Source organism: Amycolatopsis silviterrae, from assembly GCF_042684085.1.
GTDB classification, from domain to species: Bacteria; Actinomycetota; Actinomycetes; order Mycobacteriales; family Pseudonocardiaceae; genus Amycolatopsis; species Amycolatopsis silviterrae.
Map to the genome: position 1 here is coordinate 401,806 of NZ_JBHUKS010000015.1, position 13,232 is coordinate 415,037.

General features: G+C 69.0%; 13 protein-coding genes. 5 read left to right on the forward strand and 8 right to left on the reverse strand.

Annotation, left to right across the window (positions count from 1 at the left end; translation table 11 throughout):
* Positions 1-9: 9 nt before the first annotated feature.
* Complete coding sequence (locus tag ACFSVL_RS22465) at positions 10-486, forward strand: (2Fe-2S)-binding protein (RefSeq protein ID WP_037817840.1); 477 nt, start codon at positions 10-12, stop codon at positions 484-486.
* Between the two features lie 255 nt (positions 487-741).
* Here the strand turns inward: ACFSVL_RS22465 and ACFSVL_RS22470 are convergent, their stop codons facing one another.
* Positions 742-957, reverse strand: coding sequence for a hypothetical protein (locus ACFSVL_RS22470; protein WP_378307165.1), 216 nt, complete (start codon positions 955-957; stop codon positions 742-744).
* 122 nt (positions 958-1,079) lie between these two features.
* Between ACFSVL_RS22470 and ACFSVL_RS22475 the strand changes: the two genes are divergently transcribed.
* On the forward strand, positions 1,080-1,559 hold the full coding sequence (locus tag ACFSVL_RS22475; RefSeq protein ID WP_378307167.1) for a carboxymuconolactone decarboxylase family protein: 480 nt from the start codon (positions 1,080-1,082) through the stop codon (positions 1,557-1,559).
* A 156-nt stretch (positions 1,560-1,715) separates the two neighbouring features.
* Here ACFSVL_RS22475 and ACFSVL_RS22480 read toward each other — a convergent pair whose 3' ends face one another.
* The 5 genes from ACFSVL_RS22480 to ACFSVL_RS22500 form a co-directional block, all read right to left on the reverse strand.
* On the reverse strand, positions 1,716-2,447 hold the full coding sequence (locus ACFSVL_RS22480) for an IclR family transcriptional regulator (protein ID WP_378307169.1): 732 nt from the start codon (positions 2,445-2,447) through the stop codon (positions 1,716-1,718).
* A gap of 77 nt (positions 2,448-2,524) precedes the next feature.
* Complete coding sequence (locus ACFSVL_RS22485; RefSeq protein WP_378307171.1) at positions 2,525-4,159, reverse strand: hypothetical protein; 1,635 nt, start codon at positions 4,157-4,159, stop codon at positions 2,525-2,527.
* Between the two features lie 109 nt (positions 4,160-4,268).
* Positions 4,269-5,201, reverse strand: a complete 933-nt coding sequence (locus ACFSVL_RS22490; RefSeq protein ID WP_378307172.1) for a hypothetical protein — start codon at positions 5,199-5,201, stop codon at positions 4,269-4,271.
* Positions 5,202-5,529: 328 nt separating this feature from the next.
* Positions 5,530-5,865 carry a PadR family transcriptional regulator gene (locus ACFSVL_RS22495; RefSeq protein ID WP_378307174.1) on the reverse strand — a complete coding sequence of 112 codons (336 nt, stop codon included), beginning with the start codon at positions 5,863-5,865 and terminating at the stop codon, positions 5,530-5,532.
* 67 nt (positions 5,866-5,932) lie between these two features.
* Positions 5,933-6,334: a RidA family protein gene (locus ACFSVL_RS22500; RefSeq protein WP_378307176.1), complete on the reverse strand. Its 402-nt coding sequence runs from the start codon at positions 6,332-6,334 to the stop codon at positions 5,933-5,935.
* Positions 6,335-6,426: 92 nt separating this feature from the next.
* Here ACFSVL_RS22500 and ACFSVL_RS22505 point away from each other — a divergent pair, with 92 nt between their 5' ends.
* Both ACFSVL_RS22505 and ACFSVL_RS22510 read left to right on the forward strand, forming a co-directional pair.
* The gene (locus tag ACFSVL_RS22505; RefSeq protein WP_378307178.1) at positions 6,427-7,401 is read left to right on the forward strand and encodes a helix-turn-helix transcriptional regulator; all 975 of its coding nucleotides are present in this window, start codon (positions 6,427-6,429) and stop codon (positions 7,399-7,401) included.
* Between the two features lie 105 nt (positions 7,402-7,506).
* A complete protein-coding gene (locus ACFSVL_RS22510) occupies positions 7,507-8,814 on the forward strand; it encodes a lipase family protein (protein ID WP_378307180.1) in 1,308 nt (435 codons plus the stop codon).
* Between the two features lie 43 nt (positions 8,815-8,857).
* On the opposite strand, the gene ACFSVL_RS22515 is transcribed toward ACFSVL_RS22510, so the two are convergent.
* On the reverse strand, positions 8,858-9,673 hold the full coding sequence (locus ACFSVL_RS22515; RefSeq protein WP_378307182.1) for an LLM class F420-dependent oxidoreductase: 816 nt from the start codon (positions 9,671-9,673) through the stop codon (positions 8,858-8,860).
* A gap of 63 nt (positions 9,674-9,736) precedes the next feature.
* Between ACFSVL_RS22515 and ACFSVL_RS22520 the strand changes: the two genes are divergently transcribed.
* The gene (locus ACFSVL_RS22520) at positions 9,737-10,297 is read left to right on the forward strand and encodes a TetR/AcrR family transcriptional regulator (protein ID WP_378307184.1); all 561 of its coding nucleotides are present in this window, start codon (positions 9,737-9,739) and stop codon (positions 10,295-10,297) included.
* A gap of 208 nt (positions 10,298-10,505) precedes the next feature.
* Here the strand turns inward: ACFSVL_RS22520 and ACFSVL_RS22525 are convergent, their stop codons facing one another.
* Complete coding sequence (locus ACFSVL_RS22525; protein ID WP_378307186.1) at positions 10,506-13,229, reverse strand: bifunctional YncE family protein/alkaline phosphatase family protein; 2,724 nt, start codon at positions 13,227-13,229, stop codon at positions 10,506-10,508.
* Positions 13,230-13,232: the final 3 nt, after the last annotated feature.

Below are 13,232 nucleotides of genomic sequence, written 5' to 3' on the forward strand. Positions count from 1 at the left end.
ACGCCACCGATGAGCAAGCACACCTTCATCCTCAACGGGAAACCGGTGTCCGTCGACGTCGACGACAATGTGCGGCTGCTGTGGGTCCTGCGCGACGTGCTCGGGGTCCGCGGCCCGAAGTACGGCTGCGGCATCAACGTGTGCAAGGCCTGCACGTCGCACTTCAACGGCAAGGCGTTCAACCCGTGTTCGGTGCGGGTCGCCGACATCAAGGCCACCGACGAGATAACCACGATCGAAGGCCTGCCGGACACGGTGAAGGCCGACCTGCACCCGATGCAGGAAGCGTGGCTGGAGAACGACGTCGCCCAGTGCGGCTACTGCCAGCCCGGCCAGATCATGGCGGCGGTCGCGAAGGTCAAGGAGGCCAAGGCGAAGGGCCGCGAGATCAACGACGCCGACCTGGACGAGATCCGCAACGTCTGCCGGTGCGGGACGTACTCCCGGATCCGGGAGGCGATCAAGGCGGGGGCGGCGAAGATGTGAGACGTCGTGAGTGTTGATCCCGGTCAGAACCCAATGCCGCGTAGCTTAACCCGGCGCTGACGGTGCCGGGGGCGGGTTTGCGGTCCGTGAGGGGAACCCTGGGGGAATCTGATTCCCTCAGGGTTCCCCTCACGGACGTGACGATACGGTCAGGCGGGCATCAATCGGGCGTTTCGGTGCAGTTGGCGTCCATTGTGGACGAAAGCAGGCCGAGGCGACGCGGCTCAGGTTCCCGGCATTGGGTGAGAACCGGGATCAACACTCACGACCACCCCACCGGCAACCCGCCGAACGCGTGCGGCCCGCCAAATACGGCAACACCGTGCCGAACACGGCCAGCACCCCCAGCGCCAGCCAGACCGGAATCGTTGCCGCGCCTAGCGCTACCAGACCCGAAGCCGCCTGCAGCGTCCAGGAGACCAGGCTAGCCCGGTCGCCCGCGCGCAGCACCCCGGTCTGCCACGCCGGCATTCCGCGTCCCTGCCCGGCGGCCTCCGGTTTTCCGAGTGCGACGCAGGACACATCCCGGGTTGTCACATCCGGCGGCCGGCCGGCATCTCATGGGCATCCGCTTCACCACACTGGAGGATCCGATGAGTGCACGGTTCGACATGATGAGCAACGACCTCGGCAAGTCGCTCGGCAAGCGCTTCGCCGGGCTGAGCATGCTGCTGCACAACGCCCCGCTGCCGAAGGCGACGCAGGAACTGGTTTCGCTGCGGGCCAGCCAGATCAACGGCTGCGGTTTCTGCACCGACATGCACACCAAGGACGCCACTGCGGCCGGCGAGACCGCGGAACGGCTCCACCTGGTGGCCGCGTGGCGCGAGGCGACCGTGTTCACCCCCGCCGAGCGGGCCGCGCTCGCGCTGACGGAGGAGGGCACCCGCATCGCCGACCGCGGCGTCGTTTCGGACGAGGCGTGGGCGGCGGCGCGCGAACACTACGACGACGACCAGCTCGCCGCCTTGGTCTGCTTGATCGGGCTGATCAACGCGGCCAACCGGATGAACGTCATCGCGCGCACCCCGGCCGGCATCTACCAGCCGGGCCAGTTCGCCAGCGTCAGCTGAAGGGAAACACGGGACGCCGCCGAGCAACGGTGGGACTCGGCGGCGACCCGTTCCCCGACACGGGGTGACCCGTGCGTCTTTTCCGGCGCGCTGAGTCCACTCTCGCCGGAGGTCGGCCGAGGGACAACGGGCTGGTTTTCAGATGGTGATAACCGTTCAGATGGCCAGCGCGCGGGACACCCGGCGGGCGGTACGGCGCAGCGACTGCACTGGCGCCGGCCCCGATCGCCGCGCGGGCAACGAGATCGCGACCGCGCCCAGCACTCCCGGCGCGTCGACCGGCGTCGCCACACAGGCCGTACCGAGCAGATACTCCTCACGGTCACGGAAAACATCTCCGCACCGCACCAACATCTGTTCCAGGACCCGGCTGTCGGTGATGGTGTGCGGCGTGAGGTCCGCCAGCCGATGCCGCGACAGGTAGTCCCGGCGGCCCTCGCTCTCCAGGCCGGACAGGATGCACTTCCCGAACGCTGTCGCGTGGGCTGACTCGTGCACGCCGACCCACAGGTCGACCGACGGGGCGGCGGGGCTGTCGGCGATGTCGATGAGTTTGATGTCGCCGTCGGAGTAGAGCGCGAGATAGGCCGCGCCGCGCACCTCGTCGCGCAGTGCTCGCAGCGCCGGGCGGATCCGGGGCAGGAACGTGTGCAGCGACGTGCGCTGGCACAGTTCGCTGACCTGGCCGCCGAGTGCGTAGCCGTCGTCGAGTTTGCGGAGGTAGCCCTCGTGGACCAGGGTGCGCAGCAGGTGATACGTCGTCGGCAACGGCAGTCCGACACTCCGCGCGAGCACCTTGGCCGGCACCGGACGTTCGCTCGCGCCGACCGCGTCGAGCAGGTGCAGCGCGCGTCGCACGGACCCGATCAAGGTCGGCTCGGCCGTCATCCCGGTCACCTCCACCCCGCGTACTCCAGGATGCGCTTCCCGGTCTGACCTGGGCAAGGGCAGTTCCGCCAGGCGGATCACGGGTGTCCGCAGAAAGTCCGCTCGGCGGCGAACGGGTCCGGCGGGACGGTCACTCCGGTCCGGTGCACGGCTCCGGTCAGGTTGGCCCAGAACCGGCCCGGCGACATCGGTTCCCGGACCGAGCGCTGGATTTCCGCCAGATCGCCGCAACTCAGCGCGTGCCGGGCGGCGGCGACCTCGTCCGCGGTCACGTCGGCGCGCACCGCGAAGTTGCCGGGGCTGGGGACCGGCGCCGAGGGATCCGCGTAATCCGCGAGCAGCCAGGCGTTGCTCAACGGTTTCGAGTGTCCCGGCTTCACCGTCGGGAAGTCGAACCGCGCGCCGATCGGGTTGGCCAGGCCCCAGAAATCGACCACGCCGGCGTCCACCGGCGACATGACCCCGGTCGTCCCCAGGTAGATCCCGACGACCATCGACTTCGACGGGACGTCCGGGCGCAGCGGCGTCGTCACGAGCCGCTGGTGCGGGCCGGGGCCTTCGTAGGTCAGCATGCCCGGCCTGGCGGCGGTTTTGAGATACTGCATCCGCCAGGTGAAGTCCGCCGACTCGGTGGGCCACGCCTGGCCGGTCCACGCGTGGTAGTAGCCGCGTTCGTCGTCGATGAGCTTGCCATCCTGCGGGATGAACTGGCCGACGCTGCCGCAGAAAATCGCCCACGCCAGCAGGACTACGCTGACCACGCGGGTTTTCCTCGACGCCGGGACCACCAGTACCGGCAGCATCAGCAGGAAGAAGATCGGCAGGGCCATGCGTGCGTGCATGTAGTCGCCGCCGACCTTCAGCAGATAGCCCAGCGACAGCACCCCCGCGACGACCGGGGTAAGGGTGACGACCAGATCGGTGCGGCGGCGCAGTAATCCAGCCAGCAGGACCGTGCAAAGCACCAGCGGCAGCCACAGCAGATACGGATTCCCGAAGTCGCCGACGTACGCGAATCCCCGTGCCCAGAAGGATTCGCTCGCGTTCTTGGTGAGCGCGGGCATCGGCACGATGATGCCGTAGAAGCCCATGCGGAAAATCTCGTAGCCGACCGGCAACGCTCCAGCGGCGGCCACCGCGGCGACCGTGACTCGCCAGGCCGGCTTCGTCACCACCCACAACGCGGCCAAAAACACCGCGGCGACCAGCGTTTGTTCCGGACGGACCAGCGGCCCCAGCCCTATCGCGAACGCCGCGGCGACCACTGACCTGGGTGACTTGCTCTCGCGCGACCGCACGAGCAGCCACCAGCACAGCGCCATCCAGAACGTGTTGAGCCCGGTTTCCAGCCCGGACGTCGCGTACTGCCACACCGGCCGCACGCCCAGCAGCGCGAGAACACCGGCCGGCACCATCGCCGCGACGTGCCCGCCGTGCAACCGGCTCGTCGCGCTCACCGCGAAGCCGAACCCGGCGGCGGTGAGCAGGAGACCGAGCATCCAGGACAGCGCCGAGGTGTCCGACTGGCCGAACACGAACCCGGCGAACGCGAGCAGCCACTGCCACAGCGTGCTGGTCGAAGCTTCGGCCCGTTCGCCGATGTTGTAGACCGGGCCGTTCCCGGCGAGGATCTCCTGGACGATTCTGGTGAAAATCAGCGCGTCGTCGCAGATCCAGCGGGTGAGATAACCGAGAATGGCGATCAATACCACGGAACCGATGACTATCCAGCGGTTTCTTCGCCTGTTTCCAGAGAACGAAATGGGCGTTTTTTCGGCGCGCGGAAGCACCCTTGGCATAGTGTCCACGAAAAATCCCTTTTTACGAGACTCGGCGGTAATCGGCGATTCCGGCCACGACCAGTGCCACGATGCCGGAGCCCAGGAGGGAGATTTGCAGCAGGTCGATCAGCATGAAGCCGGGTGCGGCCATGGTGGCCCTGAGCACGAGCGGCTGGATCAGCACGAGCGCACAGCACGCCGCGATCGAGAACGACCAAGCGGCCGTGCGGCGCCGGAACGCGAAATAAACCGGGATGATGAGCACGGCCGCCCACGCATACCAGGAAAGCCCGCGCAGATCTGTTTCCCCGGAGAATCCGAAATAGAACGCCGAAGCCCCGGCCGCGCCGAGCGCCAGCCACCATTTCTTCGCGACCGGCAAGGGCGCGCCGACGTGGAATCCGACGACCATCAGCAGCAACGGCAGCCATTGCGGGATGAAATAGCCCAGGAGATCCGGGCTGAAACTGAATGAATACCGGCGCAGAAACGCGGCGAATCCGGCGACCAGCACCGCCCCGGCGAGCACCCGGGCGACCCGGCGCCGTCCGGCGAGGAGGAACGCGAGCGGCACCAGCACCGCGGCGACCAGCGCGAGGTCCCGCCAGAAGTAGTGCGCCGCCTGCGCCATCGCGGGCCCGGCATGGCTGCCGAGCATCCGCGGATAACTGATCGCGGCGGACAACTCGTACCCGGCGGCGAGGACGCCTTTCATCACGCCCCACAGGAGGCCGAGCAGCGCGACGAGACGCACCGTGTCGCCGAACGCGACCACGCGAGCCGGGGCCGAGCTTGCCGCCAGCCGGGCGCGCAGGCCCAGCCCCAGCATCGCGAGCAACTCTCGGCCGCTCTCGAGACGGCCGCCGTCTCGGGCGTCGAGCAGCGCGCCGACCATCTCGTCTTCACGGTCGGCGCGGTACCAGCGAGGAAGCAGCCGCACCATCCGGCGGTAGTGGAGTTCTGGCGCGGTCATGCGGTGGCCTCCGCTCTCTGGATGAGCGGATGGCTGTCGAGGGCGGGGAATCGGCGATGAGGGAGTTCCGCGGTTCGAGGACGCCGCGACCCGGGGGCCGCCGTCACGTCCGGCATCCGCAGAGGCTGCCCGACGACCGCGCCGCCGCCGAGCCCCGCGAACCGGCACCGGTGAGGCCGCAACCCCACGCCCCGAGCCCGGCGAACCGGCGATGACGGGGCAGGGATTCCACGACCCGACGATGCCGCAACTCCACGCCCCGAACCCGGCGAGACCGCACGACCTTCCAGCCCCGCGAACCGGCGACGCCGCAACCCCGAGCCCGCGGTCATGCCCCGCCCTCCGTCCGCGGTGCCCAGCCTTTCGCTCGCAGCACCGAGTCCGCCGCCGCGGCGTTCGCCGCCAGCCGCCGGGACTGCTCGGCCAGGGTACGGCCGCCCAGGTCGGTCAGCCGGTAGTAGCGGCGCAGCCTGCCCTGGTGGACCTCCTCCTTGTCCCGCTCGGCCCAGCCGTCGGCCACCAGCCGGTCCAGCACGCCGTACAGCGTGCCGACTCGCAGCCGGACCCGGTTTTCGGACAGCGTCTCCACGGCCTGGACGATGCCGTAGCCGTGCTTGGGCTCGTCGGCGAGCGCGGTGAGGATCAGGAAGACCTGCTCCGACATGCCTCGTTCGGTCACCCCTCCACATATATCACATCACGATATATGCGGGTCGCCGAAATACCTCGAGCTACAGGGCGGCGACGGCGGTCCCCTCCAGTTCGACCAGCAGGGCAGGAATGGCCAGCCGGGTCACGCCGAGCATCGTGGTCGACGGGGCGACGCCGGCCGCGCCCAGCCGGGCCGCCAGCGCGCCGTAGTGCTGGAAAAGCAGGTCCACGTCGGTCGTGTAGACGTTGAGCCGGACCAGATTCTCCAGCGACATCCCCGCTTCGGCAAGCACGGCTTCCAGGTTGTCGAGGGTCAGCGCGAGCTGCGCGCCCATGTCCCCGGCATGCTGCGGTTCGCCCTCGCCGCTCATCGCGGTCTGCCCGGAGCAGTACAGGGTCCGGACCGGCCCGGACACCAGTTCTCCCTGGTTGTATCCCATCGCCGCCGACCACGCCCACGGGTTGACAGTCGTTCTCTCCACCACTTGCTCCGTTCGAATCTTCAGCAGTACGCGGAGAAGCCTGGCAACCAATACACGACATCCTGTGTCGTGTATTCGGTAGAGTTTCCGGCATGCGCGCCGACCGGTTGGTTTCGCTGGTCCTGCTGCTGCGCCAGCGCGGCCGGCTGTCGGCGGCCACCCTCGCCCGCGAGCTGGAGGTGTCCACTCGCACCGTGCTGCGGGACATCGACGCGCTGTCCGCGGCGGGCGTTCCGGTCTACGCCGAGCGCGGGCGGAACGGCGGTTTCGCGCTGCTGCCCGGGTTTCAGACCGAACTCACCGGGCTGAACCACGACGAGGCGCTCGCGCTGCTGGTCGCCGGATCGCGACGCGGCGCGCAGGCGTTCGGCCTCGGGTCGGCGCTCGCTTCGGCGATGCTCAAGGTGGTCGACGCGCTGCCGGAAAGCCATCGGACCACCGCCGCAGGGGTGGCCGAACGGCTGCTCATCGACCCGGAGATCGACCTTCTTTCCCGCCGCGCGGTCGCCGAGGAAGTGCCCGACGCCGTGGTGGCCGAGATCCGGCGCGCGGTGTTCGCCGGGCATCAGCTGCGCATCCGCTACCAGGCGGTGAACCAGACGCCGAAATGGCGCACGGTGCATCCCATCGGACTGGTCACGGTCCGGGAGCAGGGGTATTTGCTGGCCACCCGCGACGGCGAGGACCGGACTTACCGGCTGTCCCGGGTCTCCGCCGCCGAGGAACTCGACGAACCCGCGCAGCGGCCCGATCAGGTGGACTTGGGCCGGGCGTGGCAGGAACGCAGTACGCGCTTCCGGACCGGCGGCGACCAAGTGGCCGTACTGATGCGGGTTCGCCCTGCGCGACAGGAAGAACTGGCCCGCACGGCGCTCGCCATTCACGCCGAGGAATCCAGTCCGGACGGGTGGCTTCGGCTGGAGGCGACCTTCCAGGACTCCCGACACGCCGAATGGGCGCTGTGGCAACTCGCCGGCAGTGCGGAAGTCCTTTCCCCGCAAGCATTGCGTACCGCGCTGCGTGACCGGGCCGCCGCGCTCGCGGCCGCCTACGCCGGGTCCGCCTGAACCCTCGGCGGCCGCACTGCCTGCACCTTCCGTAGTTGTGCGAATACCTACTCGCTGGTAAGTTACCCGCCAGTCGTGATTCACTTCATGGTTCAAAGGGGAGTCATGATCCGGAAACCCGTCCGCGCGCTGATCGCCGCCGCCGCTCTCGCGATCACGTCCGCCGTCGCGCTGCCCGCCGCGGCTTCGGCCGATTCCTTCTACAGCTACGACGGCAGCACGCCGCTCTCGTCGTACGAGCCGGGCACCGTCCTGAAGACCCGGACACTGACCTATCACGTCTTCGGCTTCCCGACCCCGGTCCGGGCCACACAGCTGCTCTACCGGACCACCGACGCGCAGGGCCAGCCGACCGCGAATGTCACCTCGGTCGTCCGCAATCCCTTGGGCGGCAACGGAAAAGCGATCTCCTACCAATCCGCCTACGATTCGCTCGACCCCGAGGACGCGCCGTCGCGCGCGATCGCGGGCGACGTCCGGCTCGGCGGGATGCTGCCGAACGCCGAGTCGCTGCTCATCGCGCCCGCCCTCGCACTCGGCTACAGCGTGGTCATCCCGGACACCGAGGGCCCGGCCGCCGATTTCGCCGCCGGTCCGGAATACGGCCAGACCACTTTGGACTCCATCCGCGCCGCGACGCACGCGTCCGGCACCGGAATGACCGACGCCACCAAGTTCGGTCTCCTCGGTTATTCCGGCGGCGCGATCGCGACCGGCTGGGCGTCGGCGATCGCCGGAAGCTACGCGCCGGACGTCGAGAAGAACCTCGTCGGCTTCGCCGAGGGCGGGGTGCTCGTCGATCCCGCGCACAACCTCAAGTACGTCGGCGGCAGCCCGGTCTGGTCCGGCGTCATCCCGATGGCGCTGATCGGCGTCGCGCGCGGCTTCGGCATCGACCTCAAGCCGTACGCCAGCGAATACGGCCTCAAGGTGCTCGCCGAACTCGACCACGCGTCGATCGTCAACGCGCTCGGCCGCTACCCCGGGCTGACCTGGCAGAAGCTCGTGAAGCCGGAGTACGCGAACCCGAATTCGGTGCCGCCGTTCGTCGACGCGGTCAACAAGGTGAACATCGGCTCGGCGGCGACACCCTCGATCCCCGGGTTCATCGCGCAGGCCAGCAACGGCGCGCTGGAAGGCACCGTGAGCAACCTGCCGGGCATCGGCGGCGGAGACGGCGTGATGGTGGCCGGCGACGTCCGCGCGCTCGCGAATCAGTACTGCGACACCGGAAACACCTCGATCAAGTACACGCAGTACGACGCGCTCAGCCACGCCACCGCGGTCCCGGTGTGGGCACCGGCCGCGATCGCCTGGCTCGGCGACCGGTTCGCCGGCAAGGCCGCGCCGTCCAGCTGCGGGCAGATCCCGCCGGGGAACTCCCTGGAGCCGGAGCAGCACACCGGCTCGTGACTGGGTCGTGAGTGTTAATCCCGGTTCTAACCGGGATTAACACTCACGACGCCAACCGATCCAGCTGCCGCAGCACGTCCTCCGGCTCCTCGTGGTCCGCAAGCTCGAACAGCACCCGGTCGACGCCCGCCTCCTCGTAGTCGTCCAGCTTCGCCGGATCAGCCCCGTACAACGTCACCGGGACATGCCGGCCGGCCCGCTCGCGCAGTTCCGTGATCCTCGTGCGCAGGAAGTCGATCGGGTACAGCGGCAGCGGGAGCCAGCCGTCGCCGTGGCTGAGCACCCGGTCCAGCACCTTCACCCCGACCCCGGCGATCAGGACGGGCAGCCGCCGTGCCGGTTTGGGCCAGGACCAGATCGGGTCGAAGTCGACGAATTCGCCGTGGAACTCGGGTTCGTCCTCGGTCCAGATCGTCCGGACGGCGGCGACGTGTTCGAGCATGCGCGCGATCGGGCGGGCCGGGTCGACGCCGTGGTTGGCCATCTCCTCGGCGTTCCAGCCGGGGCCGGCCCCGAGTTCGAACCGGCCGCCGGACAGCAGGTCGACGCTCGCCGCCTGCTTGGCCAGGGTGATCGGATGATGCTGGCTGACCAGGGAAACCGCGGTGCCAAGGCCGATCCGCTCGGTGGCGGCGGCGATCGCGGCGAGCGCGGTGAACGGGTCGAAGGTGTGCGAGTAGTGCCGGGGCAGCGGCTGCGGTTCGGCCGCGCCCACCGGGTACGGGGTGAGCCGGCGCGTCGGGATGTGCGTGTGTTCGGTGAGGAACAGCGAGCCGAACCCGCGCTCCTCCACCGCCTGCCCGAGCCGCGCCGGGGCGATGCCGTAGTCGGTGAGGAAGGTGACGATTCCGTGGTCCATGCGACCACCGTAGCCTAAATGTCAGTCGACTGACACTTAGCTCGGAACTGCTAGCGTGACTCCGTGGAGCCCCGAACCGGACGAGCCGACGCCCAGCACAACCGGCGCGCCATCCTCGCCGCGGCGCGGACGGCCGTCCAGGGCAGCGGCGAGGTCTGGCTCGACAAGATCGCGGAGGCCGCGGGGGTCAGCGCGCGCACGCTCTACCGGCACTTCCCGACCAAAGACGACCTGCTGACCGCGGTGCTCGGGGACTACTTTGCCGAGCAAGCGGAGCCGCTCCGCGAGCGCGCGGCCGCCGAGCCCGATCCGCGCCGGGCGCTGGAGCTTGTGCTGACGAGCGGGATCACCGCGTTCCGGGCGCATCCGGGAATCCTCGCGCTGGTCAACGGCAACGCCCTCGCCGCCGAGATCGCCGGGCGGCACCTGGGAGCGTTCGGCGACGTGCTGTCCCGCGCGCAGGAATCCGGTGCGGTGCGCGCGGACCTGACCCTCGAAGATCTCCCCTGCCTGATCACCATGGTCACCGCGGTCGCGGGAACGACCTGGCCCCGTTATCTCGCCCTGCTGCTCGACGGCCTTTCCCCCGCTGCCGCCAGCACCCCGCTGCCCAGCTTCCGCTAGCTGGCCAGGGCCGGTGCGACTCTTGGCGGGTCCGGCTGCCGCAGGGTTGGGTCGTCCGTGAGGGGAACCTTCACGGACTCTGATTCCCTCAGGGTTCCCCTCACAGCCCTTCGAAGGTGCGGGGCCACTCAGCCCAAGTCCAGGTCTGCGCGAAAAGCCCCTGCCCGCGACAACGGCGGACAGGGGCTTTTCGTTGCCAGCTAACGAATCAGCCGTCCGAATCGGCCGACGGGATGAAGGCGCCCGGCACCTGGTCCGGGGCGAAAACCTTGTCCTCCCCCGGATACGGCTGCGTCCATCCGTGCACCTGGTACCACGTGAAGTGGTCCATCTGCGCGGGGTTGGCGTAGTCCGCGGTGGCGTTCGGGCCGGTCAGCTTCTGCTGCGCCTGCCATTGCTGCCACTGCTGCGCCAGCTGCTGCTTGTCCGCGGGCACCGCCGCCGAAGCCGCCGCGGTGGACGGGGTCGGGACGTTGTCCGTGCCGCACGACGGCGGGGTCTTGAGGCCCGCGGTCAGCGACGTCTGGTTCGGCACCGCGGTGAACGGCGCGGGGTCCGGCTTCGCGGTGAACGCGGTCGCCATCGGGGTGGCCGCGCTGTCCTTCTGGTTCATCGGGTGGATCCCGAGGATCTGCTCGATGGTGCGGATCATGGTGATCTGCGAGTAGTACCGGCTGTCGGTCACGCCGCGCTGGGCATACGGGCTGATGATCTGCACCGGGGCCCGGTGCCCGTCGACGTGGTCCAGCCCGGCCTGGGAATCGTCCTCGACCACGAAGATCGCCGAGTCCTTCCAGTACTGGCTGTGCGAGATCTTGTCGACGATCTTGCCGACGGCCAGGTCGTTGTCGGCGACCTGCGCGGCCGGGCTGGGCGGCCCGCCGGTGTGGTCGCTCGACAGCCAGAACATGTTCAGGTCCGCCGGGCCGTTCTTCTCGAAGTCGTTCTTCCAGATCTCGTACCGGTACTGGTCCGGCACCGCGGTGTCGAACTTCGGGAAGCCGGGCACCGAAACGCTGTTCAGCGACGGGATCGGCGACGACGAGACCAGCGGGTACGCGGTCGGCTGGCCGGTCGCGGCCATGTTCTTCGAGTCGCAGTACAGATTCTGCCAGCTCGCGTCCGCGGGTTTGGTCAGGAACTGGTGGAACTCGCCGAAGTCGCGGACGGTCTTTCCCGCCGCCTGCGCCCCGGTCCACAGGAAACCGCTGCGCTGATGGCCCAGCGCGTCGTCCTCGGTGTCGTAGCTGCGTTTGTACTCGCCCGCCGACGATTCGGTGTACTCCGGGTTGTCCGCCTGCATCAGCCAGTTGTGGCCCTCGGCCGAGTTCGTGCCGATGTCGTAGGTGTTGTCGTACAGCCCGAACTGGTCGGCCAGCGCGTGCTGGTTCGGCGTGACGGCCTGGCCGAACTGTGCGAGCGCCGGGTCGCCGTTGCCCTTCTTCATGTCGCCGAAGAGCTGGTCGTACGTCCGGTTTTCCTTGACCAGCAGGAAAACGTGCTTGATCGTGGACGGGTCGCCGAGCCGTTGGGGCACCGGAACCGGTTTGACGGGGCGGTTGGCCTGCCGCACCGAACCGGGCGTCCAGCCGTTCTGCTTGAACACCTGGTAGGTCTGCGTCCACGTCTGCCAGTCGGTCGGCAGGGTGAAGCGCTGGAGGCTCGACGTGGTGTCGTGCGTGGCGTGTCCGGCCGCGGTCGTCGGGCGGCGGGCGTCGATGCCGCGGGTGTTCGCGACCAGGATGTTGTTGCCCGAGGCGGAAATTCCGGAGGGGAAGTAGTCCGTCGGCAGCAGTCCGATGAAGGCGGCGGGGGCCTGCGGGAACCAGTAGCGGTAGACCGCGACCGCGTTCGCCCGGCCGAGGGTCACCAGGAGGTGGCCGTCGTCGGTGAGCGCGATGTCGGTCGGCTCGTAGCCGACGGTCGCTTCCGGCCACGGCTGCGTCGCGATGGTTTGCACCACGACGTTGCGCCGGGTGTCGATCACCGAAACGCTGTCGCCGCCGGTGTTCGCCACGAACAGGGTGTTGTTCTTGGCGCGCAAGGCAGTCGGGTGCAGGCCGACGTCGATGCTCTGCACCGGAGCGGCCGGGTTCGCCAGGTCGATCACGCTGACCGTGCCGGTGGTGGCGGCCGCGGTCTTCGGGTCGGCGACGATGTCGGTGCCGTACGAGTTGATCGTGGTGTCGCCCGGTTTGGCCGCGCGACCGCCCTCGTTGCTGATGTAGATCCGGTTGCCGATCTGGACCAATGCGCGCGGCGCGTTGCCGACCGTCCAGCTCTGCTTGATCTGGCCGCTGGCCGCGTCGATGGCGACGACGCGGTTCTGTCCGTTCACCGCCGAGTACACAGTGGACCCGTCCGGCGAGAAGATCGCGCCCGCGGCAAGGGAATGCTTCGCCCCGTCGGCCGGGATCGCGACCCAGGACGGGTTCGCGACGGTGCCGTCCGGGTTCACGTCGAACTTGCGGTAGCCGTCGATCTGGCCCAGCCACAGCGTTTTGCCGTCCGGCGAGTACGACGGGCCTTCCTGGCCGACGTCGTTGCCGGGCAGCTGCAGGTCGGCCTTCTTGTCCTTGCCGACGAGCTGCTGCACCTTCCAGCTCTTCAGGTCCACAATGGTCAGTGCGATGCCGCCGTCGGTGGTCAGCGCGGCGAGGTGGCTGCCGTCCGGGCTGACCGCCGACGACATGATCTTGCCGTTCGGCAGGACGAGCCGTTCGCCGATCGGCTTGAGGTACTGGTCGCTGGAGATGGTCAGGCCGTTCGCGGTTTCCTGGCCGACCTGGTCGTTGCCGAACTGCTTGGTGGAGGCGAGGCCGATGCCCGAGCCCGCCGCGACGAGGGCGACCGCGGTCGCGCCTGCCGTGACGAAGCGCAGCCTGCGGGGGACGCTCTTCCCGCCACGCCGGCGACGGCGCGTTACTTGCATGTC

Bases quoted from the DNA above. Each gene is read 5' to 3' on its own strand.
- ACFSVL_RS22495 (WP_378307174.1), bottom strand. From the start codon at position 5,865: ATGTCGGAGCAGGTCTTCCTGATCCTCACCGCGCTCGCCGACGAGCCC.
- ACFSVL_RS22480 (WP_378307169.1), bottom strand. From the start codon at position 2,447: ATGACGGCCGAGCCGACCTTGATCGGGTCCGTGCGACGCGCGCTGCAC.
- ACFSVL_RS22515 (WP_378307182.1), bottom strand. From the start codon at position 9,673: ATGGACCACGGAATCGTCACCTTCCTCACCGACTACGGCATCGCCCCG.
- ACFSVL_RS22470 (WP_378307165.1), bottom strand. From the start codon at position 957: ATGCCGGCGTGGCAGACCGGGGTGCTGCGCGCGGGCGACCGGGCTAGC.
- ACFSVL_RS22465 (WP_037817840.1), top strand. From the start codon at position 10: ATGAGCAAGCACACCTTCATCCTCAACGGGAAACCGGTGTCCGTCGAC.
- ACFSVL_RS22505 (WP_378307178.1), top strand. From the start codon at position 6,427: ATGCGCGCCGACCGGTTGGTTTCGCTGGTCCTGCTGCTGCGCCAGCGC.
- ACFSVL_RS22475 (WP_378307167.1), top strand. From the start codon at position 1,080: ATGAGTGCACGGTTCGACATGATGAGCAACGACCTCGGCAAGTCGCTC.
- ACFSVL_RS22510 (WP_378307180.1), top strand. From the start codon at position 7,507: ATGATCCGGAAACCCGTCCGCGCGCTGATCGCCGCCGCCGCTCTCGCG.
- ACFSVL_RS22490 (WP_378307172.1), bottom strand. From the start codon at position 5,201: ATGACCGCGCCAGAACTCCACTACCGCCGGATGGTGCGGCTGCTTCCT.
- ACFSVL_RS22525 (WP_378307186.1), bottom strand. From the start codon at position 13,229: ATGCAAGTAACGCGCCGTCGCCGGCGTGGCGGGAAGAGCGTCCCCCGC.